General features: G+C 68.6%; 19 protein-coding genes. 14 read left to right on the top strand and 5 right to left on the bottom strand.

The annotated features are described in order from the left end of the window. Window positions 1-30: 30 nt before the first annotated feature. Complete coding sequence (locus EV138_RS22655) at window positions 31-1,476, bottom strand: tetratricopeptide repeat protein (protein WP_238158293.1); 1,446 nt, start codon at window positions 1,474-1,476, stop codon at window positions 31-33. Window positions 1,477-1,603: 127 nt separating this feature from the next. Between EV138_RS22655 and EV138_RS22660 the strand changes: the two genes are divergently transcribed. From EV138_RS22660 to EV138_RS22700, 9 genes are all read left to right on the top strand, one after another. Further along, window positions 1,604-3,196: a succinic semialdehyde dehydrogenase gene (locus EV138_RS22660; protein WP_133980802.1), complete on the top strand. Its 1,593-nt coding sequence runs from the start codon at window positions 1,604-1,606 to the stop codon at window positions 3,194-3,196. After that, window positions 3,193-4,893: a GMC oxidoreductase gene (locus EV138_RS22665; protein ID WP_133980803.1), complete on the top strand. Its 1,701-nt coding sequence runs from the start codon at window positions 3,193-3,195 to the stop codon at window positions 4,891-4,893. Before EV138_RS22660 ends, EV138_RS22665 begins: the two co-directional genes overlap by 4 nt. A 78-nt stretch (window positions 4,894-4,971) precedes the next feature. Next, window positions 4,972-5,892: an alpha/beta fold hydrolase gene (locus EV138_RS22670; protein ID WP_202866794.1), complete on the top strand. Its 921-nt coding sequence runs from the start codon at window positions 4,972-4,974 to the stop codon at window positions 5,890-5,892. Window positions 5,893-6,446: 554 nt separating this feature from the next. Then, the gene (gene bioB / locus EV138_RS22675; protein ID WP_112242981.1) at window positions 6,447-7,442 is read left to right on the top strand and encodes a biotin synthase BioB; all 996 of its coding nucleotides are present in this window, start codon (window positions 6,447-6,449) and stop codon (window positions 7,440-7,442) included. Window positions 7,443-7,444: 2 nt separating this feature from the next. Further along, window positions 7,445-7,636, top strand: a complete 192-nt coding sequence (gene bsaP, locus EV138_RS22680) for a biotin synthase auxiliary protein BsaP (protein WP_133980804.1) — start codon at window positions 7,445-7,447, stop codon at window positions 7,634-7,636. Beyond that, entirely contained in the window at window positions 7,633-9,027 is a 1,395-nt protein-coding gene (bioA, locus tag EV138_RS22685) for an adenosylmethionine--8-amino-7-oxononanoate transaminase (protein WP_202866795.1), read from the top strand. Before bsaP ends, bioA begins: the two co-directional genes overlap by 4 nt. Continuing rightward, complete coding sequence (locus tag EV138_RS22690) at window positions 9,027-10,283, top strand: 8-amino-7-oxononanoate synthase (protein ID WP_133980805.1); 1,257 nt, start codon at window positions 9,027-9,029, stop codon at window positions 10,281-10,283. The genes bioA and EV138_RS22690 overlap by 1 nt, the downstream gene beginning before the upstream one ends. Continuing rightward, a complete protein-coding gene (gene bioD / locus EV138_RS22695) occupies window positions 10,280-11,053 on the top strand; it encodes an ATP-dependent dethiobiotin synthetase BioD (protein WP_133980806.1) in 774 nt (257 codons plus the stop codon). Before EV138_RS22690 ends, bioD begins: the two co-directional genes overlap by 4 nt. Before the next feature lie 126 nt (window positions 11,054-11,179). Then, the gene (locus tag EV138_RS22700; RefSeq protein WP_133980807.1) at window positions 11,180-12,223 is read left to right on the top strand and encodes a cytochrome P450 family protein; all 1,044 of its coding nucleotides are present in this window, start codon (window positions 11,180-11,182) and stop codon (window positions 12,221-12,223) included. Here EV138_RS22700 and EV138_RS22705 read toward each other — a convergent pair. Both EV138_RS22705 and EV138_RS22710 read right to left on the bottom strand, forming a co-directional pair. Further along, the gene (locus EV138_RS22705) at window positions 12,187-12,852 is read right to left on the bottom strand and encodes a response regulator (RefSeq protein WP_133980808.1); all 666 of its coding nucleotides are present in this window, start codon (window positions 12,850-12,852) and stop codon (window positions 12,187-12,189) included. The genes EV138_RS22700 and EV138_RS22705 overlap by 37 nt on opposite strands. Next, window positions 12,849-13,646: a sensor histidine kinase gene (locus EV138_RS22710; RefSeq protein WP_238158294.1), complete on the bottom strand. Its 798-nt coding sequence runs from the start codon at window positions 13,644-13,646 to the stop codon at window positions 12,849-12,851. The genes EV138_RS22705 and EV138_RS22710 overlap by 4 nt, the downstream gene beginning before the upstream one ends. A 139-nt stretch (window positions 13,647-13,785) precedes the next feature. Here EV138_RS22710 and EV138_RS22715 point away from each other — a divergent pair, with 139 nt between their 5' ends. The 5 genes from EV138_RS22715 to guaA all read left to right on the top strand — a co-directional run bounded on the left by EV138_RS22715 (window position 13,786) and on the right by guaA (window position 20,208). Next, complete coding sequence (locus EV138_RS22715; RefSeq protein ID WP_133980810.1) at window positions 13,786-14,493, top strand: ABC transporter ATP-binding protein; 708 nt, start codon at window positions 13,786-13,788, stop codon at window positions 14,491-14,493. Beyond that, window positions 14,490-16,814, top strand: a complete 2,325-nt coding sequence (locus tag EV138_RS22720; protein ID WP_133980811.1) for an ABC transporter permease — start codon at window positions 14,490-14,492, stop codon at window positions 16,812-16,814. Before EV138_RS22715 ends, EV138_RS22720 begins: the two co-directional genes overlap by 4 nt. Window positions 16,815-17,056: 242 nt before the next feature. Further along, on the top strand, window positions 17,057-18,271 hold the full coding sequence (gene fdhA / locus EV138_RS22725) for a formaldehyde dehydrogenase, glutathione-independent (RefSeq protein WP_133980812.1): 1,215 nt from the start codon (window positions 17,057-17,059) through the stop codon (window positions 18,269-18,271). A 126-nt stretch (window positions 18,272-18,397) separates the two neighbouring features. Further along, window positions 18,398-18,601, top strand: a complete 204-nt coding sequence (locus EV138_RS22730; RefSeq protein WP_133980813.1) for a hypothetical protein — start codon at window positions 18,398-18,400, stop codon at window positions 18,599-18,601. Window positions 18,602-18,657: 56 nt separating this feature from the next. Then, window positions 18,658-20,208, top strand: a complete 1,551-nt coding sequence (gene guaA / locus EV138_RS22735) for a glutamine-hydrolyzing GMP synthase (RefSeq protein ID WP_133980814.1) — start codon at window positions 18,658-18,660, stop codon at window positions 20,206-20,208. Window positions 20,209-20,926: 718 nt separating this feature from the next. Here guaA and EV138_RS22740 read toward each other — a convergent pair. Together EV138_RS22740 and EV138_RS22745 are read right to left on the bottom strand one after the other, a co-directional pair. Next, window positions 20,927-21,706 (bottom strand): hypothetical protein, encoded by a 780-nt coding sequence (locus EV138_RS22740; RefSeq protein ID WP_133980815.1) that lies wholly within the window; start codon window positions 21,704-21,706, stop codon window positions 20,927-20,929. Further along, window positions 21,703-22,263 carry an RNA polymerase sigma factor gene (locus EV138_RS22745; RefSeq protein WP_133980816.1) on the bottom strand — a complete coding sequence of 187 codons (561 nt, stop codon included), beginning with the start codon at window positions 22,261-22,263 and terminating at the stop codon, window positions 21,703-21,705. Before EV138_RS22745 ends, EV138_RS22740 begins: the two co-directional genes overlap by 4 nt. Between the last annotated feature and the right edge of the window lie 174 nt (window positions 22,264-22,437).

A 22,437-nucleotide genomic window follows, 5' to 3' on the forward strand; every position in this document is an offset into this window, starting at 1 on the left:
CCGCCAGCGTGCTCCCAGCGGCGGGAGGCGTCAATGTTGCAGTTGGGCGGCCGCGTCGTGAGCGTGCTGGGAGGCGGTGAAGTCACCGGTCGCGGCGAGCAGGTCGCCGTGGTGGCGGTAACAGGCGCCCGCCAGGTCTTTCACCTCGCCGTCGGTCATCGTGAACGGGATCAGCGCGGTCGCCACCTCGGCGCTCCAGCCGGCCAGGTCGAGCGCCAGCTCGGTCCGCCCGGCCGCGTGGTACGCCTCGGAGATGTCGAGCAGCACCTGCGCCCAGATCGGCGCGTACGTCGAAGTCTCGTACCGCATCCGGTGTGACTCGCGCTCGGACGAGATGGCGAACAGGTAGTGCGCCTCCAGCCCCAGCGTCAGCGCGGTCTCGGTGTCGTGCACGAGCATCGGGCGGACCAGTTCGGCCAGCTCGGTGGCCCGGACCGCGGCCGATTCGGGGTCGGTCCGGCCGGACACGGTCGCCAGCGTCATCCCCGGCGCGGGCTCGCTCAGCGCGAGCAACCGGTAGTACTGCTCGTACGGGCCGAGCTTGATCTCCGCGTTCTCCAACGCGGTGGTCAGCGACGGCGGGATGCCGCGGTCCAGCTCCTCGGACACCCGGGCGGCGGTCTCCGGGTCGGTCGCGACCGCGGTGCGCAGGCAGGTCTCGCCTTCGATCAGCCGGCCGACGATGCCCAGGTGCTTGCCCTTGCGGGTCAGCGCGGACACCAGGGTTCGCAGGTCGGTCGCCGACTCGGAGTCGGCCAGGGTGTCGGCCGTACTCAGGCCGATCTCGTCCGCCTCGAGCGCGAGGTCGAGCCGGCCCTCGGCCGCGTGGATGTCGGCGGACACGGCCGTCGACGAGCACAAGTAGCGTGCGTACGACAACGACTGGGGACTCGCGTTGATCTGGTCGGCCAGTTGCAGGAACAACTGGGTCGCCGCGTCCGCGGAAGCCACGGCCAGGTCGGGATCGCCGTACCGGCGCAGGATGAGCGCGTTCATCGCGAGCACCCGGGCGAAGTCGGGCTGGTGCTGGATGCCGTTCTCGCCGCCGACGAGCTGGCCGTACGCGATCACCGCGCCGTCCATCTCCAGTACGGCGGTCGCTCCGAAGCCGCGGTGCGCCTGGGTCATCGCGCGCCGGGCCCGGACGTCGGCCAGGAACGAGGTCGCGTCCAGTACGCCGGCGTCGCTGAGCTCGGTGTACCCGAGTTGGGCCTCGTGCAAGGCGGCCAGCGCTTCCTCGTGCCGGCCCGAGGCGTTCAGCGACCCGGCCAGCTCGTACTGCGTGGCTGCCATCAGGTGCTTGGCCTCGTAGTGGTCCGGGCGGTCGCCGGCACGCTCTCGGGCAAGCTCGATCACACGCTGCTGGTACGGCCCGGCCTCGTCGGCCCGGCCCTCCTCGATCAGCACCTGGGCTGTCTGCAACGCTTCGCCGAGCTCGTCCTCAGGAGGCGTCCAGAGCCCCCCGCTGTCCACCATCTTTACAACCCCGCCCTTCACCAGTTCAGTCGCTCACACTAGCGTTTAGTTCGCCGGTATGCCTCACGTCTGCGACATCAGGAACACAACTGCTGACACAGCTGTTACCGGCAGGTAGCCTGGGCAGATGAGCGAGCAGACCTCGATCCCTGCCGACCCCGAGCTCGACCCCACCGCGTCGTACGCCACCGACCAGTCGGTGATCCGCCGGCTCGGGGGTCTGCTGCGCGCCACGGCAGGAACGCGCACGTCGTACGCACCCGCCACCGGGCAACCGGTTGCCGAGCTGCCGCTGTCCAGTCCCGACGACGTCCTCGCCGCCGTTCGGACGGCTCGCAGGACCCAGCGGACCTGGAAGAACACGTCCCTGGACGACCGCGCCGCGATCCTGCTGCGCTATCACGACCTCGTCCTCGACCACCGGCACGAGCTGGTCGACCTGGTCATCCTGGAGTCCGGAAAGGCCCGCAAGCAGGCCTTCGAGGAGGTCGCGCACGTCGCGCTGACCGCCCGGTACTACGGACGCAAAGCCGCCGAACTCCTTGCACCACAGCGCAAACTGGGCATGTTCCCCGTGCTCACCCGCGCCGAGCAGCGGTTCGTGCCGAAGGGTGTCGTCGGCATCATCTCGCCCTGGAACTACCCACTCAGCATGGCGATGGCGGACGGCATCCCCGCGGTCCTCGCGGGCAACACCGTGGTCCACAAGCCCGACAGCCAGACCCCGTTGACCGCACTCCGGGCGATCGAGTTGCTGTACGAAGCCGGGCTGCCCCGCGACGCCTGGCAGGCCGTGAACGGCGACGGCCCGACCGTCGGCGGCGCGATCATCCAGAACACGGACTACGTCTGCTTCACCGGCTCGACCAAGACCGGTCGCCTGGTGGCCAAGCAGGCCGGTGAACGCCTGATCGGCTGCAGCCTCGAACTCGGCGGCAAGAACCCGATGCTCGTACTACGTGATGCCGACGTGCACCGCGCTGCCGAGGGCGCGGTACGAGCCTGCTTCTCCAGCGCCGGCCAGCTCTGCGTCTCGATGGAACGCCTGTACGTCGCCGATCAGATCTACGACGCCTTCGTCACCGCCTTCCTGGACCGGGTGAAGAAGATCCGTCTCTCGGCCGGTACCGGCTGGGACGTCGACATGGGGTCGCTGATCTCCAAGGCCCAGTTGGAGACGGTCAGCCGGCACGTCGAGGACGCGAGGTCGCGCGGGGCCGTAGTACTGGCTGGTGGGAAGGCTCGGCCGGATCTCGGGCCGCTGTTCTACGAGCCGACCGTGTTGTCCGGCGTGACGCCGGAGATGGAGTGCTTCGACCACGAGACGTTCGGGCCGGTGGTGTCGATCTACCGGTTCTCCGACGAGTCCGAGGCGATCGAGCGGGCCAACGAGGGCGAGTACGGGCTGAACGCGAGCGTCTGGACCAAGGACGGCCGGCGCGGCCGGAAGGTCGCCGCGCAACTGGTCGCCGGCTCGGTCAACGTGAACGAGGGCTACGCCGCCACCTTCGGCTCGATCGACACCCCGATGGGCGGGATGCGCTCGTCCGGCCTCGGCCGCCGTCAGGGTGTCGAGGGCATCCGCCGGTACGTCGACCCGCAGGCGATCGCGACCCAGCGGATGCTGCCGATCGCCGCCTCGCACGGCCTGAAGGACGAGGCGTACGCCGAACTGATGACCGGCGCGCTCCGGGTGCTGAAGAAGCTCGGCCGCGCATGACCGATCACGACGTCGTCATCATCGGATCCGGTTTCGGCGGGTCGGTCAGCGCGCTTCGCCTGGTGGAGAAGGGATACGACGTCGCGGTCCTGGAAGCGGGGCCGCGGTTCGAGGACAACACCTTCGCGAAGAACTCCTGGGACACCAAGCGGTTCCTGTTCGCACCGTCACTCGGGATGTACGGGATCCAGCGGATCAGCGCGCTCCGGGACGTGATCATCCTGTCCGGCGCGGGAGTCGGCGGCGGCAGTCTCGTCTATGCGAACACCCTGTACGAACCGCTGCCCGCGTTCTACGCCGACCGGCAATGGGCGCACATCACCGACTGGAAGTCCGAGCTGTCCCCGTATTACGACCAGGCGAAGCGGATGCTCGGCGTCACCACCTACCCGCATTTCACGCCGGCCGACAAGGTGATGAAGCAGGTCGCCGACGACATGGGCGTGGGGGACACCTTCCACCCGACCCCGGTCGGCGTCTTCTTCGGCGAGCCGGGCGTCGAGGTGGACGACCCGTACTTCGGTGGCGCCGGGCCCCGGCGTACGGGGTGTATCGACTGCGGCGAGTGCATGACCGGGTGCCGGCACAACGCGAAGAACACGCTGACGAAGAACTATCTGTACCTGGCCGAGAAGGCCGGCGCCAAGGTGTTCCCGATGACCACGGTGACGTCGATGACTCCGCTGCCCGAGGGCGGCTATGCGATTGAGACGCGGCGTACGTCGAACCGCAAGCTGACGCGCAGATTCACTGCCCAGCAAGTGATTTTCGCCGCCTCCGCGCTCGGCACGGCCAAGCTCCTGCACCGGTTGAAGGACGAGGGCAAGCTGCCGAAGCTGTCCGGCCGGCTCGGCGTGCTGACCCGGACGAACTCAGAATCGTTGCTGGGGGCAATCGCTCGCGACCGGACCGTCGACTACAGCCGTGGCGTGGCGATCACCTCGTCGTTCCATCCGGACGACATCACCCACATCGAGCCGGTCCGGTACGGCAAGGGCAGCAACGTGATGTCGTTGCTGCAGACCGTGCTGACCGACGGCGACGGCGACCGGGCGCGCTGGCGGGTGTGGCTGAAGGAGATGGCCGTGCAGCGGAAGAACCTGCGCCGGCTGTACGACCTCAAGCACTGGTCCGAGCGGACCGTGATCGCGCTGGTGATGCAGACCGCGGACAACTCGATCACGACGTTCGGCCGGCGGGACAGGTTCGGTCGCTGGCGGCTGTCGTCCAGGCAGGGGCACGGCGCGCCCAACCCGTCCTGGATCCCGGTCGCCAACCAGGTGGTCCGGCGGATGGCCAAGCTGATGAACGGTACGCCGGGCGGCACGATCGGCGAGCCGTTCAACGTGCCGATGACCGCACACTTCATCGGCGGCTGCGCGATCGGCGACTCGGCCGAGACCGGCGTGGTGGATCCCTATCACCGGGTCTACGGGTACGACGGCCTGCACATCGTGGACGGCTCGACGATCTCGGCCAACCTCGGCGTGAACCCGTCCCTGACGATCACCGCACAGGCCGAGCGGGCCTTGTCGTTCTGGCCGAACAAGGGCGAGCAAGACGCCCGGCCCGCCCTCGGCACGGCGTACCAGCGGCTGACACCGGTGCGCCCCGCTCACCCTGTGGTGCCTGCCGACGCGCCTGGAGCGCTGCGGCTGCCGATCGTCGAGATCCGGTCGACGACGGACGCCGGATAGCCCTCACACCTCGCGCGCTGCCGACGTTCTATCGGCAGTGGGGCACCCGCTCCGCGCCAGACGCAGAGAGGTGCCCCGATGTCGAACGAGGTCAATCACCCCGCCGGACGGCTCATCGAGGCGACGGCCGGTCGCCGGCTGTGGGTCGAGCGGGACGGCGCAGGCGAACCTGTGCTGCTGCTTTCCGGACTCGGCCCGGCAGGCTCCCACGTGATCTTCCATCCGCACCTGGACTCCCTGGCCGAGGACCACGAGGTGATCTACCTCGACCTGTACGCACGCGGGCGCTCGGAAGCGCCGGCTGACCTGCGCGAAATCACCTTCGCCACCGATGTCGCCGACGTCGCAGCCGTCATCGAACGACTCGGCGTCGGCCCCGTCCACCTGTACGGCTTCTCGTACGGCGGGTTGCTCGGCCAGGCGGTGGCGCTCGAGCACCCCGAGCTGGTCCGGTCGCTCGTGCTCGCCAACACCCTGCACAGCCCGGAGATGTGGCAGCTCAACCACGCCAACATCAACCGTGAACTGGCCGCTCAGTTCCCGGAGGTGTGGGAGCGGATTCTGGCGTTGCGCGCTGCCGGAGTCCGGTCGACCGATCCCGAGCTGCAGCGGGAGTTCGCCGCGGCCGTCAAGCTGGTGCGGTTCTACAACCCGGACAACGCGGCGCTGCTGGCGACCGAACCGGGTGCTCGCAACGTCGAGCTGTATCCGCTGTTCTGCGGTGACGACGTGGACTTCGTCATCGGCGGTGAGGTGGCGCGGATCCCGGACTTCCGGCCGCGGCTGCGAGGGCTGACCGTTCCTCTGATGCTGCTCGCGGGGCGCTACGACCGGGCGCTGTATCCGGAGCTGCAGCGGGACTTCGTCCGGTTCGCCCCGGGTGCCCGGTTCGAGGTGCTGGAGCGGAGTGGTTCCTTCGGGCACGTCGAGGAGGCGACGGCGGTCAAGGATCTGCTTCGAGACTTCTGGGCGAGAGTGACTTCCGGCTCCACGCTGTAACGGAACCGTGACGTTGCGACAACAATACTCTGCGGCTGGTGGGAATGGCGGGGGCGGAATGGCATCAGGGAGAAAATGAAAAACCCTCAACCTTGGTCAGGATGAGGGTAAAAGGTGGAGAAAAGGGAGCAGGTCCCTCGGGAACGTTTCCGCCCAAATCGTTTCCCGAGGGACCCACTCAAGCCGGGGTGAGGCGCCCGGCGCTTTGGGATCGGGTCACCAACCACAGCTGGCGACCCGAGCTCATGTGCCTCACTCTACTACCGATTCGAGCCATTTTGACCGGCTCGCGGTGACCGTAATCACTCTGCGTGCTGATCGTAATGTGCGACATTTCAGTCGCTCCTCGTAACCGGAGGCTGTGTTCTTGCGATCACCGCCTCTGCACACATCAACGAGGCCACTCACAAGGGGTTACGAGGTTCGCAAAAACTTTTTCGGGAGATCTTCGCTGAGGCACTTCGGTGACGGGTGTTCCAAGGTGACGCCCCTCGCAGTGCGGATCGGTCCCACTGGCTTACTGTGGGCCGACCGTTCGATGAGGCAGGAGAACCATGACCGACATCCTCGAGGTGGCTCGTGAGCAGGTACTGGGAAGAGGCGTCGGCCTGTCCCAGGAGCAGCTGGTCGAGGTTCTGCGATCGCCGGACGAGCAGCTGGACGACCTGCTCGCGCTGGCGCACGAAGTACGGGTGAAGTGGTGTGGTGAAGAGGTCGAGGTCGAGGGGATCATCTCGCTGAAGACCGGCGGCTGCCCCGAGGACTGCCACTTCTGCTCGCAGTCCGGGCAGTTCACCTCGCCGGTCCGCTCGGTCTGGCTGAACATCCCCGAGCTGGTCGAGGCCGCCAAGGAGACCGCGAAGACCGGCGCGACCGAGTTCTGTATCGTCGCCGCCGTCCGCGGACCCGACGAGCGGCTGATGGCGCAGGTGAAGGCCGGCATCGAGGCGATCAACGCCGAGGTCGACATCAACATCGCCTGCTCGCTCGGCATGCTCACCCAGGCTCAGGTCGACGAGCTCAAGGCGATGGGCGTGCACCGGTACAACCACAACCTCGAGTCCGCCCGCTCGTACTTCGGCGACGTGGTCACCACGCACTCCTTCGAGGAGCGCTGGGAGACCTGCCTGATGGTCCGCGACTCCGGCATGGAACTGTGCTGCGGCGGTCTGGTCGGGATGGGCGAGTCGCTGGAGCAGCGCGCCGAGCTCGCCGCCCAGCTGGCCGAACTCGAGCCGCACGAGGTACCGCTGAACTTCCTCAATCCGCGCCCGGGCACCCCGTTCGGCGACATGGAGATCATGGCCGGCAAGGACGCGCTGCGCACGATCGCCGCGTTCCGGCTCGCGATGCCGAAGACCGTACTGCGGTACGCCGGTGGCCGTGAGCTGACCCTGGGCGACCTCGGTACCCGCGAAGGCCTGCTCGGTGGCATCAACGCGGTCATCGTCGGCAACTACCTGACCACCCTGGGCCGCCCGGCCACCGCCGACCTCGACCTGCTGGCCGACCTCAAGATGCCGGTCAAAGAGCTTCAAAAGACACTGTGACCGTGACCACCGTCCTGTACTGCGGCCACTGTGGCCGCGAGACCACCGACGGCGCGCACGAGGCGTGCCGTCAGGCCCTCACGCTCGAACCACCCCGGTACTGCGACCAGTGCCGGCGCCGCATGATCGTCCAGGTCCATCCCATGGGCTGGACCGCCCGCTGCTCGGCCCACGGCGAGGTCACTTCGCCATGACCGAGCTGTCCACCTCCGGATCGCCGAGGCCCGACGCCCCGGCTGCGACGTCCGCCGCGCTACCGACGTCCGCCGCGCTACCGGTGTCCGCCGCCGGACTGCTGGCTGCCGATGCCGAGTCGCTGTGGCATCCGTACTCGTCGTTGAGCGAGCCGTCGCCGATGCGGCTGGTGCGCGGGGCGTCCGGCGTACGGCTGTCGTTGGACGACGGCGACGGCGGCACGGTGAAGGCGATCGACGCGATGGCCTCCTGGTGGTGCATGATCCACGGCTACCGCAACCCGGTGCTGGATGCCGCGCTGAAGGAACAGGTCGACGACTTCAGCCATGTCATGTTCGGCGGCCTCACCCACGAACCGGCGATCCGGCTGGCGTCGCGGCTGATCGAGATCACCCCTTCGTCGCTGCAGCACGTCTTCTTCTGCGACTCGGGATCGGTGTCCGTCGAGGTCGCGATCAAGCTGGCGCTTCAATATCAGGTGGCGCGGGGACGGCACGGGCGGACGAGGATGCTCACCGTCCGCGGCGGGTACCACGGCGACACCTTCGCGCCGATGAGCGTCTGCGACCCGGTGAACGGGATGCACTCGCTGTTCACCGGTGCGCTGAAGGAGCAGGTCTTCGGTCCGCAACCGCCGAGCGGGTTCGACCGGCCGGACGACGATCCCGAGTTCCTCGCGTGGGCCGCGGCGATGCGGCAGGTCGCCGCGCAGTACAAGGATCAAGTGGCGGCGATCATCGTCGAGCCGATCCTGCAAGGCGCCGGCGGGATGTATCCCTACAGCCCGGCCTGCCTACGGCTGCTGCGCGAACTCGCCGACGAGCACGGCTTTCTGCTCATCCTGGACGAGATCGCCACCGGCTTCGGCCGCACCGGCACGCTCTTCGCCTCGTCCCACGCAGATATCGAGCCGGACATCCTCTGCATCGGCAAGGCCCTCACCGGCGGCTACCTGTCGATGGCCGCCACGCTCTGTACGACGGACGTCGCGCGGGTCGTCTCCGACGGACCGGGCGGCGCGTTGATGCACGGCCCGACCTTCATGGCGAATCCCTTGGCCTGCGCCGTCGCCCTCGCGAGCATCGACCTGCTGCTCGCCTCCGACTGGTCTGCTCGGATCGCTCAGATTTCAGCAGGACTGTCCGCTGGGCTGACGCCCGCGGCCTCGCTCCCCGGGGTCAAGGACGTGCGAGTCCTGGGTGCGGTCGGGGTCGTCCAACTGGCAGGCCCCGTCGACATGAAGGGCATGACGGACGCCGTACTGCGACGTGGCGTCTGGGTCCGCCCGTTCCGCGACCTGGTCTACACGATGCCGCCGTACATCTGCACCGACGAGGAGATCGCGTTGATCTGCTCGGCGATCGTCGAAGCGATTGCCGAGGGCAACTGATGACAGGTGACGGCGTTGCTGAGCCGTCGAAGAGCGGCGCCGCCGGGCCCGCGGACAGTGACGTTGCTGGGCCCTCGGAGAGCGGCGTTGCCGGGCCCGCGGACAGTGGCGTTGCCGGCTCGTCGGACGGCGGCCTCCTGGTGGAGTGGCTGGCGCCGAAGGCGGCTGCGCTGGAGTCCCGTGGGTTGACCCGGCGACTGCGGGCACGCGCGGCCGACGAAGTACTGATCGACCTTGCCAGCAACGATTATCTCGGCCTGGCTCGCGATCCGCGGGTCATCGAGGCAGCGGTTGCCGCAGTACGGGAGTGGGGCGCGAGCGCCACCGCCTCGCGGCTGGTGACCGGTACGACGGCGCTGCATGCCGAGCTGGAGTCATCGCTTGCTGCCTATGCAGGCCAGTCGAGTGGGCTCGTCTTCTCCTCGGGCTACCTCGCCAACCTGGGCGTCATCACAGCCCTCGGAGGCCCCGGAACCCTCCTGGTCTCCGACGAACACGTCCACGCCTCGATCGTCGACGCCTGCCGCTTGTCCCGCTCGCGAGTCGAGATCGTCCCCCACAACGACGTCGAAGCAGTCGGCAAAGCCCTTGCCGAACGCAACGAGCCTCATGCCGTCGTCCTGATCGAATCCGTCTACAGCGTCCTAGGCGATGCCGCACCCCTGGAAGCCCTGTCCGCCGTAGCCCTTGAACACGGCGCAGTCCTCCTGGTCGACGAAGCCCACGGACTAGGTGTCACCGGCAACGGTCATGGCTCGGTCCACGCCGCCGGCCTAGCGGGCCTGGACCACGTCATCGTCACCATGACCCTCTCCAAATCCCTAGCCAGCCAAGGCGGCGCGGTCCTGGGCCCAGCGGTCCTGCGCGAACACCTCATCAACCGCGCCCGCCCTTTCATCTTCGACACCGGCCTCAACCCCGCCGCCTGCGCCGCCGCCCTGGCCGCCCTCCGCGTCCTCATCGACGAGCCGACCCGCCCCGACACCATCCACACCACCGCAGCCCGCCTAGCCGCAGCCTGCAACGTCACCCCCTCCGCCGGCGCCGTCGTCTCAGTCCCGATGCCCGGCCCCCGAGAAGCCGTCCACGCCGCCTCCCTATGCCTCGAAAACGGCGTACGAGTAGGCAGTTTCCGCCCCCCAAGCGTCCCCGACGGCATCTCCCGCCTCCGCCTAACCGCCCACGCAGGCCTGTCGACCGACGACCTCGACCGAGCCTGCGCCGTCATCACCACCGCCATCAAGGAAGCCTCATGACCACCACCCCATGGCAGCCCTTCGGCAAAGATCGGCCCGTACCGCGCGTTCTCTTCGTCACCGGCACCGACACCGGCGTAGGCAAAACAATCACCACCGCCGCCCTAGCAGCCGCCGCCTCCGCGCACGCCGCATCCGCCCACGGCTCGGCCGCCGCCTCCGCCCACGGCTCGGCCGCCGCCTCCGCGCACGGCTCGGTCGCCGTGGTGAAACCCGCTCAAACCGGCGTCACCGCCGACGAACCCGGCGACCTCGACGACGTCCACCGCCTCACCGGCCTGACCGACCTCCACGAAGGCATCCGCCTCCTCGACCCCCTGGCCCCCACCACAGCCGCCCGCCGCCAAGGCGTCCCCCTGCCTTCCGTCGACACTCACGCAAAGCTGATCGGCGACCTCGCCACCACCCGCGACCTGGTCCTGGTCGAAGGCGCCGGCGGCCTCCTCGTCGGCCTCGACGCCGACGGCAACGACCTCGCCGACCTGGCAGCCCACCTCACCACCCCCTCCGCCTTCATCATCGTCACCCGCCCCGGCCTAGGCACCCTCAACCACACCGGCCTCACCGTAGAAGCCCTCCGAGCCCGCCACCTCCCCATCGCCGGCCTGGTCATCGGCTCGTGGCCGGCCGAGCCCGATCTCGCCGAGCGCTGCAATCTCGACGACCTCCCCGTCACCACCGGCGTACCGATCATCGGACGGATCCCCGAAGGAGCGGGTTCGATGGGCCGCGACGCCTTCGTCGGCGCGGCACCCGTTTGGTTGAGCTGAAACAGTGTGTTCGGAGCTGAGACGCTGTTTTAGTAGGCGGCTGACTCTCGTGTCAGGCCGTCGTCTCTGGGTCTTGCGGGGGCTGCGGTGACTCGGTGTCCGGCTTGGTATGACGGAGTGCTCGGGATGTGGGTTGTTGACGATCCGGGTGAGGTTCGGGGAGTGCTGCTGGATCCGGAGGGGTTTCGGCCGGACAACGCGGTGGTGGCCCATACCGCGTTGAGCGTGAAGGCGTTGCGGGTGTTGCAAGGGGTTGGGTTCGCGTTGCCGCCGACGTTGGCGAACAACGCGGGGGCGTCGCATCGGCCGATTCGGGCGGCGGTGGCGCGGTTCTTCAGTCCGGCTCGGGTTGCAGCGGTCGAGCCGTTGACTCGTCGGTTGGTGACTGAGCGGGTCGGCGTCGCCCTGGAGTTGTTGGCTGCGGGTCCGGTGGATCTGGTCGAAGTGGTGGCTGCGGAGCCGCCGGCGTTGGTGTTGCTGGAGATGCTCGGTGTGCGCGACGTCGACATACCGGCGTTGAAGGCGTGGAGCCGGGAGTCGCTGGAGTTGTTCTGGGGGTGGCCGGACGAGGATCGGCAGCTGGAGCTTGCGCACAGTGCGGCTGAGTTCTACGGGTGGTTGCGGAAGCGGGTGACGGCTGCGCGCGTCCAGCCTGGTGACGATCTGTTCGGGGTGCTGGTCGAGCTCGGACTGAGCGACGAAGAGGTGTGCGCGGTGGCGTACTTCCTGCTGATCGCGGGGCAGGAGACGACGACCCAGTTGATCTCGGCCGCCTTCCATCGGGCCGTCGGCTCGGTGATCGGGGACGCGGCAGAGCTGGTCGAGCTCGTACTGCGTGAGTCGTCCTCGGTCCCCACCTGGCGCCGGATCACCGCTGAACCGGTTGCGCTCGGAGACGTCGAGTTGCCTGCTGGTGCGCCGGTGCTGCTCGGATTGTCGGGGCACGGCGGTCCGGCCGATCTGGCCTTCGGGCTCGGGATTCATCGGTGCCTCGGGGCAGGTCTTGCCCGGCTCGAGACGCGGGTGGCGCTGGAATGCGCTGGGCCGCTGCTGGCCGCAGTACGGGGTGTCGAGGCGGCGCCGCCGATGATCGAGCTGTTGTCGTTCCGGGCTCCGGCGCGCGTGCTGGTCGCTCAGCGATCGCCGGGGGACACCAGGCCGGTTTCGTAGGCGAGGACTACGGCCTGGGCTCGGTCGCGGAGGGTGAGCTTGGCGAAGATCCGCGCGACGTGGGTCTTGACCGTCGCCTCGCTCAGCGTCAGCTCGGTGGCGAGCTCGGCGTTGGACAGCCCATGGCCCATCAGGGTGAGGACCTCGAGTTCCCGTGGCGTCAGGGCGGCGAGGTCTCGATGGATCGCGGGCTGGGTCGGTGCGGGCGTGGCGAACCGCTCCACCAGCCGCCGCGTGATCGAGGGAGCCAGCAGGGCGTCGCCAGTGGTGACCAGCCGGACCGCCGCCGCCAGGTGCTCGGGGGTGACGTCCTTCAGCAGGAACCCGCTGGCTCCGGCCGCCAAAGCGGCGTACACGTAGCGATCCAGATCGAAGGTGGTGAGGATCAGGACCCGGCAGCCCGTCTGCTCGGCCAGGATGCGGCGGGTCGCCTCCAGGCCGTCCATCGCCGGCATCCGGATGTCCATGAGTACGACGTCCGGCCCCAGCCGGCGGACCGCCTCGACGGCCTCGGCACCGTCGGCCGCCTCACCGACGACCTCGATGCCGTGCGCGGTCAGGATCATCCGGAACCCGGTCCGCACCAGGGCCTGGTCATCGGCGATCACGACCCGGAGGGCGGTCGTCACAGGCGCTCCAGCGGGATCTTCGCGCGGACCCGGAACCCGCCACCCAACCGGCGCCGCGCATCCAGATCGCCGCCGTACACGGCCACTCGCTGCCGCAACCCCACCAGCCCGCGTCCCTCGCCACCGGCGATCGGTGAACGCCCACCGGTCAGGATGCTCGGCCCGGTGTTCAGGATCTCCACCCGCAACGCGTGGTCGGCGTATCGCACCGTCACCTCCGCCTTCACCCCGTCGCCATGCCTGAGTGCGTTGGTCAGCGCCTCCTGGATGATCCGGTACGCCGTGACGTCGACCCCGGCCGGAAGTGGCCGCGGCTCCCCCGAGATCCGCACCTCCACCGGCAATCCGGCGAAGGCGATCCGGTCGATCAGCGGACTGAGCCGGCTCAGGCTCGGCTGTGGTGACAGTCGATCGTCTTCTTGACCATCGGACGGCGGTGCGAGCAGACCGAGTAGATGCCGCAGCTCGGCCATCGTGTCGCGCCCGGCCGCCTCGACCGCGAGCAGCGCTGCCTCGGCTTCAGCCGGCTCGGTCGCCAGCACGTGCCGCGCGGCCCCGGCCTGGATCACCATCACGCTCACGTTGTGGCTGACGATGTCGTGCAGATCGTGGGCGATCCGGGCCCGCTCGGCGTCGACCGCGGTCTGCGCTGCGCTCTCCCGTTCGCGCTCGAGCAACCATCCGCGCTCCTCCAAGGCGCGAGCGTGCGCCCGCCGCGCCCGGACGAGGGCCACCGCGAGCGCCGCGGCGGCCAGGCAGGCCAGCACAGCGACGAGCAGCCAGATCGTGGTCACGAGAACCACTCTCCCAAAGGCGCTTCGGATTCGGCATCCCCCCGCTGGGGGCACGCCGTACATCTGCGGGATGACCGGACGCGGACAGTACGCCGGCAGGCTGACGTCCAGCGCGTGCCGGCGGTTCTAGCGTGAACGCATGACGGATGACGAAGGCAACGGGCAGGCGGTTGTACGGCTCACCGCTGTACGCAAGGAGTACGGCGACTCCGTCGCACTGGACGGGGTATCGCTGGAGATTCGCGCCGGCGAGGCCGTTGCGGTGATGGGACCGTCCGGCAGCGGCAAGTCCACGCTGCTCAGCATGGTCGCCGGACTCGACCGGCCGACCTCAGGGTCGGTCATGGTGCACGGCGACGACCTGGGCAGGCTGGACGAGAAGGGCCTGGCGTTGTACCGGCGCCGGCGGATCGGCATGATCTTCCAGTTCTTCAACCTGCTGGACGATCTGTCCGCCCTCGACAACGTCGCACTGGCCGCGCAGCTGACCGGCACGTCGGCCTCGGCCGCCCGGAAGCGTGCCGAGGAACTTTTCGAGGAACTCGGCATCGCCGACCGCCGGAACATCTACCCGGCCCAACTGAGTGGCGGCGAACGGCAACGCGTTGCCGTCGCCCGGGCGCTGATGAACCGCCCTGCCGTGCTGCTGGCCGACGAGCCGACCGGTGCACTGGACACGCGCGCCGGCGAACAGGTGATGGATCTCCTGCTGGACCTCAACCAGATCGGCCAGACGCTGCTCCTGGTGACCCATGACCAGCAACTCGCGACGCGCTGCGCCAGCCGCGTCATCGAGTTCGTCGACGGGCAGATCGCGGGCGAGCGCAGCCTGGAGCGTACGTCGTGAGCGCCGTGTGGCCGGTGTCGCGAGCAGCGGTCCGACGGCGCCGGATGCAGACCGTGATCATCGGAGTGGTCGTGATGCTGTCCACCTCGATGATCGTCGTGGCACTGGGGCTGCTGGCGGCGTCGAGTGGTCCCTTCGACCAGGCGTACGCGCGGCAGAGCGGTGCACACTTGGTCGCGTCGTACGACCGGACCAAGGTCAGCGACGCCCAGCTCACCGAGTCGGCTCGTACTGCGGCCGCCGTGGCCGGGCCGTTCGGCCAGGCGACCCTCGACATGGACACCGGCGGACCAGAGACGTCTCTGGTGGTGGTGGGACGCGCGGATCCCGGCGGAACGGTCGACCGGCTCAACGTGTGGAAGGGACGCTGGGCAACCAAGCCGGGCGAGATCGTGATGAACCGGAATCCGACCGACTCCACCGGGCGCGGTGCGCCGACGCTGGGTGAGACGGTCACAGTGGCCGGCAGCCACAGGCTGACCATCGTCGGGTTCGCCTACAGCGTGAGCGGATCGGCCGATGCCTGGGTCGCGCCGGCGCAGATGACGTCGTTGAAGCCGACCTCGACGCAGATGCTGTACCGCTTCGCCCAGGCCGCGACCAACGAGCAGGTGTCGGCTGGTCAGTCCGCGGTGACGTCCGGTCTGCCGTCCGGCGCACTGGTGGGCACCCAGTCCTACCTTGCGCTGCGAGCACTCGCCACCGGCGAACCGAACACCTTCGTGCCGTTCTTGATGGTGTTCGGCTGGCTCGGGCTAGCGGTCGCCGTACTGATCGTGGCGAACGTGGTCAGTGGTGCTGTGGTCGCCGGCTTCAAGCACATCGGCGTACTCAAGGCTCTCGGGTTCACCCCGACCCAGGTGATGACGGTCTATCTGGCGATGGTGTCCATCCCGGCGTTCGCCGGCTGCGCGATCGGCACGGTTCTGGGCAATGTGCTCGCAGAGTCGTTGCTGACGAGGGCCTTCGAGAACTACGGCGCGGGTGGTGTCGGCGTAGCGGTCTGGGTGGACGTGGCCGCGCTGCTCGGCGTACCTGCGCTGGTGGCGCTGTCCGCTCTGGTCCCTGCGCTTCGAGCGCGAAGTCTGTCGGCGGCTGAGGCGATCAGTGCGGGTAGTGCGCCGCGAGCCGGCCGCGGGCTGCGGGCCCAGCGCTGGCTGAGTGGTACTCGGTTGCCGCGGGCGGTGAGCCTCGGGTTCGGGCTTCCGTTCGCCCGGCCGGCGCGTACGGCGTTGACGCTGGCGGCCGTCGTACTCGGGGTCACCAGCGTGACGCTGGCGGTTGGTCTCGGGAAGTCGTTGACCTCCTACCAGACTGCTGCGAGCCGGGTCGGTGCTGTCGACGTGACGATGTTCGGAGGTCTCAAGGGGAGCGGTCCGCCACCTCCTGGTGAGGTGGCGCCGCCCGTCGCCAAGCTGACTGACGCGCAGGACGAGGCGTTGCTGCGGTCGACTCCAGGCGCTTCGGCGGTGATCGCGAGTGCGGAGCTGCCGATGCGGCTGGCCGGGACGAACACGGATTTGCGGGTGTCCTTCTATCGCGGGGACTTCGAGCAGCTCGGCTATCGGATGCTCAGCGGGCGATGGTTCGACGGGCCGGGGCAGGTGGTCGTGTCCGAGCGGTTCCTTCGCCAGCACGGGCTGGCGATCGGCGACACGATCACCCTGCAGTCGGAGGGCAGGAACGTTCAGGCACGGATCGTCGGGAAGGCGCTCTACAACTCGGGTGAGGAGGTGCTGTCGAACTGGCAGACGCTGGCGTTGGTGGCACCGGAATTGCGAGCGTCGCTGTACGAGATCAAGGTGAAGCCCGGCACGGACCTGGACAGCTACGTCAAGGCCGTGCAGGCCGGGGACTCCGGGTTACAGGAGGCCTCCGGTCAGGAATCGGGCAGCTTCGTTGCGATCGTCCTGGCGACTGTCGTCCTGCTGACCCTGATGCTGGGGACCGTGGCCGCGCTCGGCGTCTTCAACACAGTCGTCCTCAACACCCGCGAACGTCGCCGCGACCTCGGCATGCTCAAGTCGATCGGCATGACCCCCGCCCAGGTCGTCGTGATGGTGGTGACGTCCATGGCCGCGCTGGGCGCGATCGGCGGCCTCCTGGGCATCCCACTGGGCATCGTCGCCCACCGTCTGGTCGTCCCCGCCATGGCGAACGGTGCCCAGGTGGCGATCCCCGACTTCATGCTGCACGTCTACCCCGCCCCGCTGCTAGCTCTGCTGGTCCTCGCCGGCATCGCGATCTCCGCCCTCGGTGCCTTCGTCCCGGCCCGGTCCGCCGCCCACACCACCATCGCCGAAGTCCTCCACAACGAATGAGCGAGCGTCCGCTGAGGTGGTGGGTAATGGTCCGGACACCTGGGAGCGTTGACCGGTTCCGGCGACGGGACTAGCGTCGTGAACGATCCCTTCGCCGGACCGGTCGTGCGCGTCCAGGCGCATCCGGAGTCCCCGGGGATTCACCTGACACGGGGCGGGCGACGATCGCATCGCCGTACCACAAGGCGGTCGCGGTCCGCGGTCAAGCAGCACCGGAGCTTCCCGGGAGAGGGGCAACAGTCGTGCCTGGCAACAGGGCAGTCATCTACAAGGGACCAGGTGACGTGGCGGTCGAGACGATCGACTACCCGAGCCTTGAACTCAAGGACGGTCCAGGAGTCAACCCCGCGAACGTGGGCCGGCAGGTCCAACACGGGGCGATCCTGAAGGTCGTCGCCAGCAATATCTGCGGCAGCGACCAGCACATGGTCCGCGGCCGGACCACGGCACCGCCGGGACTCGCTCTCGGCCATGAGATCACCGGCGAGGTCGCCGAGGTCGGCCGCGACGTCGAGTTCATCAAGGTCGGCGATCTGGTGTCGGTCCCGTTCAACATCGCCTGTGGACGGTGTATCAACTGTAAGGAGGGCAAGACCGGCGTCTGCCTGAACGTGAACCCGGACCGGCCCGGCTCGGCGTACGGGTACGTCGACATGGGCGGCTGGGTCGGCGGCCAGGCGGAGTACGCGCTGGTGCCGTACGCCGACTGGAACCTGCTGAAGTTCCCCGACAAGGACCAGGCGCTCGCGAAGATCCGCGACCTGGCGATGCTGTCGGACATCTTCCCGACCGGATACCACGGCGCGGTCACCGCCGGTGTCGGAACCGGGTCGACCGTCTACATCGCCGGAGCCGGACCCGTCGGCCTGGCCGCGGCGACATCGGCGTTCCTGCTCGGAGCGGCGGTCGTGATCGTGGCCGATCTGCAGAAGGAACGGCTGGAACAGGCCCGTAGCTTCGGCTGCGAAACGATCGACGTTTCACAGGGCGAACCGAGGGACCAGGTTGAACAGCTCCTCGGGGAGCCGGAGGTCGACTGCGCCGTTGACGCGGTCGGGTTCGAGGCACACGGCCACGGCAGTGATGCTCAGGCCGAGCGGCCGGCGACCGTGCTGAACACGGTCATGGATGTCACCCGTGCCGGTGGCGCGGTCGGTATTCCCGGGCTCTACGTCACCGGCGATCCCGGTGCGAGCGACGATGCCGCGAAGACCGGTTCGCTGTCCATCCGGCTCGGCCTCGGCTGGGCGAAGTCGCTGTCGTTCACGACCGGCCAATGCCCGGTGATGCGGTACAACCGCCAGTTGATGAAGGCGATCCTGAACGACCGGACGCAGATCGCGAAGAACGTGAACGCCACGGTCATCCCGCTGGATCAGGCGCCGCAGGGGTACGCCGAGTTCGACAAGGGAGCGGCCCGCAAGTACGTGCTGGACCCGCACGGAATGATCAAGTAGGCCCGTCGGAAGTCGCGGGAGCCGGGCCTACCGGATCGGCTCCCGCGCCCGGGGCATACTGCGAGTGAGAGCGGATTTCCCACCAGAGCGAAGCGAACGAGCGCGAGTTCAGGCTTGGGGACTTTCATGAGCGGTGACGGGAGCAGCGACAGCCTGCTGGATCTGGAGTTCGCGTACACGAGCCACCAGGACTCGTGCCGCGACCTGTACTCGCCGTTCTACTACTGTCGGCGCCCGCTCGGTCACGACGGCGTCCACGCGGCCGGCTTCGGCAGTGGCCGCCTACGCTGGCGGCACGACCCCAACCACCCGCCACACATGCTTTCGTGATCAAGCACCGCTGGAGCGATTAGAGCCTTGCTGACCTGCACCGATACGCTTTGCGGGTGACTGAGCATGAGTTGGTTCTGGTCGTCGACTTCGGGGCGCAGTACGCGCAGCTGATCGCGCGGCGGGTGCGCGAGGCCAAGGTGTACTCCGAGATCGTGCCGCACTCGATGCCGGTCGAGGAGATGCTGGCCCGGAATCCGAAGGCGATCATCCTGTCCGGCGGACCGCAGTCGGTGTACGCCGAGGGTGCGCCGCGGGTGGACTCGGCACTGTTCGAGGCGGGGGTGCCGGCGTTCGGGATCTGCTACGGGTTCCAGGCGATGGCGCAGACGCTGGGCGGCGACGTACGCCGTACGGGACTGCGCGAGTTCGGGCGGACCCCGGTCACGGTGAGCGAGGCCGGCGCGCTGCTCGCAGGGATCCCCGAGGACCTGAACGTGTGGATGTCGCACGGTGACGCCGTACACGCGCCGCCGGTCGGATTCGCCGTACTGGCTGCGTCTTCGGGTGCGCCGGTCGCGGCGTTCGAGAACCTGGAGAGCAAGCTGGCCGGTGTGCAGTGGCACCCGGAGGTGCTGCACTCGCAGGCTGGGCAGGCCGTGCTGGAGCACTTCCTGTACGACATCGCTGGGTGCAGCGGCGACTGGACGACCACCAACGTCGTCGAGGAGCAGGTGGAGCTGATCCGGCAGCAGGTCGGCGACAAGCAGGTGCTGTGTGCGCTGTCCGGTGGCGTGGATTCGGCCGTCGCCGCGGCTCTGGTGAGCAAGGCGATCGGCGACCAGCTCACCTGTGTGTATGTGGACCACGGGTTGCAGCGGTCGGGTGAGTCGGACCAGATCGAGAAGGACTTCGTCGCTGCTACCGGCACGCGGCTGGAAGTCGTGGACGCGGAGGATCAGTTCCTGGGCGCGCTGGCCGGGGTGACCGACCCGGAGCAAAAGCGGAAGATCGTAGGGCGCGAGTTCATCCGGACTTTCGAGGCGACCGCCCGGAAGCTCGACGCTGATCGGCACATCGAGTTCTTGGTGCAGGGGACGCTTTATCCGGATGTCGTGGAGTCCGGTGGCGGGACCGGTACGGCGAACATCAAGTCGCATCACAATGTCGGTGGGCTGCCCGACGACCTGCAGTTCTCGCTGATCGAGCCGCTGCGGACGTTGTTCAAGGACGAGGTCCGCGAGCTGGGGATCGCGCTGGGACTGCCGGAGACGCTGGTTTACCGGCACCCGTTCCCGGGGCCGGGGTTGTCGATCCGGATCATCGGCGAGGTGACGAAGGAGCGGCTGGAGATCCTGCGGGCGGCCGATCTGATCGCCCGGACCGAGCTGACCGCCGCCGGGCTGGATCGCGACATCTGGCAGTTCCCGGTGGTGTTGCTGGCTGACGTGCGGTCGGTGGGTGTGCAGGGTGACGGTCGGACCTACGGTCATCCCGTCGTACTGCGGCCGGTCACCAGCGAAGACGCGATGACGGCCGACTGGGCCCGCCTGCCCTACGAAGTACTCGAGAAGATCTCTACTCGCATCACCAACGAGGTCGACGAGATCAACCGAGTCACCGTAGACATCACAAGCAAGCCCCCGGGGACGATCGAGTGGGAGTAGTTCGTACTACGTAGGAGCCGCCCGCCCGGTCGCGGCCTCCTGCGTCGGCCGTCTCCTCCCACCCTGGACGCTGGCTCCTGCGTCGCAGCTGAGTTACCCGCCCGGTCGCGGCCTCCTGCGTCGGCCGTCTCCACCCACCCCAGGACACCGGCTCCTGCGTCGCCAGCTCACCTGCCCCGGGGCACCGGCTCCTGCGTCGCTGGTTGGAAGGGCGGTGGGTGCCCGGTGTTGTCGGGGCTGGTGTGGTTGGCGCGCTGGTTGTGCTTGGCTCCTGCGTCGCCAGCTCACCTGCCCCCGGGCACCGGCTCCTGCGTCGCCGGTCGGAAGGGCGGTGGGGTGCCGGGCGTGCGGTGACGGCCACTCCGCCGACTGTGTTGTCGGGCTGGTGTGGGTTGGCGTGCCGGTTGGTGCTGGCTCCTCCGTTGCCTCCACCACGCTGGACGCCTGCTGCGGCGTCGCCTCGCTCCCCCACGCTGGGCGCCGGAGTTCTGCCTCGCTGGCTGTGCCACCCTCGGCGCCCGTTCCTTCGTTGCCGGTGGAGAGGCGGTGGGTACCCGACCTTGTCGGGGCTGGTGTGGTTGGTGCACCTGTTGGTGCTGGCTCGTATGTCGCCCGTCTCCCTCACACTCGGGCGTCGGCTTCTTCGTTGTCGGTGTAGAAGGCGGTTGGTGCGAGAGCGTGCGGAGGCCGGTGTTGTGGGGCTTCGTGAAGCTGGTTCCTACAGCGAGAGCTGGACGGTGGCTGTGGTGCCGTCTCGGTAGGTGACCTGGACGGTGGTGCCTTTCGAGCCGTTGGTCAGGTCGTTGCCGGGGAGCCAGAGGGCGAACTGGCCGCCGGAGACGGTGGCGTTGACCTTTCCGTGGGTGGGGCTGGTGTAGCTGACCGCGGTGACGTCTGACCCGGCGGCGCCTGCAGCGACCGACAGTTCGTTTCCGTCGATCGAGCCGGTACCCAGCACGAGCGGGGCGAGGCCGCGGTTGCTCGGGCGGTCGGCCGGGGGAGTCGAGCCGATGGCACCGAAGTACGACCGGAAGAGGTGCTTCGAATCGTCGGTGATGCAGAGGGCCGAGAAGCCGTCGCGGCCCGCGAGGATCACCAGAGTCCAGGCGCCGCGTCGCTCGGAGATCGCGGTGCCGGCGGACTTCAGCTGATCGGCGTACTCACGGCTTCCCGACTTCTGGTGGCTGCGGCAGGAGTTCGCCGCGTCGGCGCGCTTCGATGCCGACATACCTGAGGGCGAACTTGTCCAGCTCGCGAAGGCTTTGTCGCCGCCGAGTGCTGAAGGGAGTACCAGCGCGGCGACGGTGGCGGCAGCCGCAGTACCCAGGGCGACGGAAACGGCGAGTCGCCGGGTCCGCCGGGGCGTGGGAGCAGGCAACGCCGGGTCGGTCGCGAGGATGCGTTCGAGGTCGGCGCGGGCGCGGGGTCCGTTCGGGTCGATCTCGCGGTCGGCGGGATCGAGCGTTCGTAGTACGGGGAAATCGTCCGTGATGTTCATGAGGAGTGCCTTTCGGTCACGCTCGCCGGGGCGAGCGTGGGTTGGGGGCGGTGGTCGAGGTGCGCGCGTAGTGCGCGCCGGGCGCGGCTGAGGCGCAGGCGGAACGCGACGGGCGAGATCCCGAGGACCACCGCGGCCTGCGGTGCCGTCAGCTCATCCAGTACTGCGAGGGCGAGCGCCTCCTGGTGGACCTCCGACAGCAGATTCCACGCGGCCGCGAGATCGATCTGCTGAGCCACGAGATCCGCAGCACCATCGGTTGCGGTCGAGACGGAAGTAGCCAGCCGTACGGCGAGCGCCCGTCGCCGGTCGGATCCGCGTCGGCTGTTCATGATCGTGTGCCGAGCGACCCCGAAGAGCCAGGCGCGAGCGTCCTCGGCCTGCTTCGGCAAATCATCCAACCGCCGCCACGCGACCAGGAACGCCTCCGCGACGACGTCCTCCGCCTGACTGTGATCGACCCGCCGCTGAGCAAATCGCACCAGGTCGGCATAGGTCGCCCGATAAAGCGCACTGAACCGAGCCGCCCGATCCGGAGCGCGTGAACTGTTGGTCATACCCCGAACCTGTCCACCACACCACCAAGTGTGTCGCCCCACCGACGCAGATAAGGCGGGAAGGCTGATGGAGACACCCAGCCGCCCGCGTTTCGTGCATATGAGACTCATTGCGCCGGCGCCTGCGCCGTGGCGCGAACATCCTCCGCACCCCCAGACCCTCACTAGCGTCCG

The organism is Kribbella voronezhensis (genome assembly GCF_004365175.1).
GTDB lineage: Bacteria > Actinomycetota > Actinomycetes > Propionibacteriales > Kribbellaceae > Kribbella > Kribbella voronezhensis.

Bases quoted from the DNA above. Each gene is read 5' to 3' on its own strand.
- EV138_RS22655 (WP_238158293.1), bottom strand. From the start codon at position 1,476: ATGGTGGACAGCGGGGGGCTCTGGACGCCTCCTGAGGACGAGCTCGGC.
- EV138_RS22660 (WP_133980802.1), top strand. From the start codon at position 1,604: ATGAGCGAGCAGACCTCGATCCCTGCCGACCCCGAGCTCGACCCCACC.
- EV138_RS22665 (WP_133980803.1), top strand. From the start codon at position 3,193: ATGACCGATCACGACGTCGTCATCATCGGATCCGGTTTCGGCGGGTCG.
- EV138_RS22670 (WP_202866794.1), top strand. From the start codon at position 4,972: ATGTCGAACGAGGTCAATCACCCCGCCGGACGGCTCATCGAGGCGACG.
- bioB (WP_112242981.1), top strand. From the start codon at position 6,447: ATGACCGACATCCTCGAGGTGGCTCGTGAGCAGGTACTGGGAAGAGGC.
- bioA (WP_202866795.1), top strand. From the start codon at position 7,633: ATGACCGAGCTGTCCACCTCCGGATCGCCGAGGCCCGACGCCCCGGCT.
- EV138_RS22690 (WP_133980805.1), top strand. From the start codon at position 9,027: ATGACAGGTGACGGCGTTGCTGAGCCGTCGAAGAGCGGCGCCGCCGGG.
- bioD (WP_133980806.1), top strand. From the start codon at position 10,280: ATGACCACCACCCCATGGCAGCCCTTCGGCAAAGATCGGCCCGTACCG.
- EV138_RS22700 (WP_133980807.1), top strand. From the start codon at position 11,180: ATGTGGGTTGTTGACGATCCGGGTGAGGTTCGGGGAGTGCTGCTGGAT.
- EV138_RS22715 (WP_133980810.1), top strand. From the start codon at position 13,786: ATGACGGATGACGAAGGCAACGGGCAGGCGGTTGTACGGCTCACCGCT.
- EV138_RS22730 (WP_133980813.1), top strand. From the start codon at position 18,398: ATGAGCGGTGACGGGAGCAGCGACAGCCTGCTGGATCTGGAGTTCGCG.
- EV138_RS22740 (WP_133980815.1), bottom strand. From the start codon at position 21,706: ATGAACATCACGGACGATTTCCCCGTACTACGAACGCTCGATCCCGCC.
- EV138_RS22745 (WP_133980816.1), bottom strand. From the start codon at position 22,263: ATGACCAACAGTTCACGCGCTCCGGATCGGGCGGCTCGGTTCAGTGCG.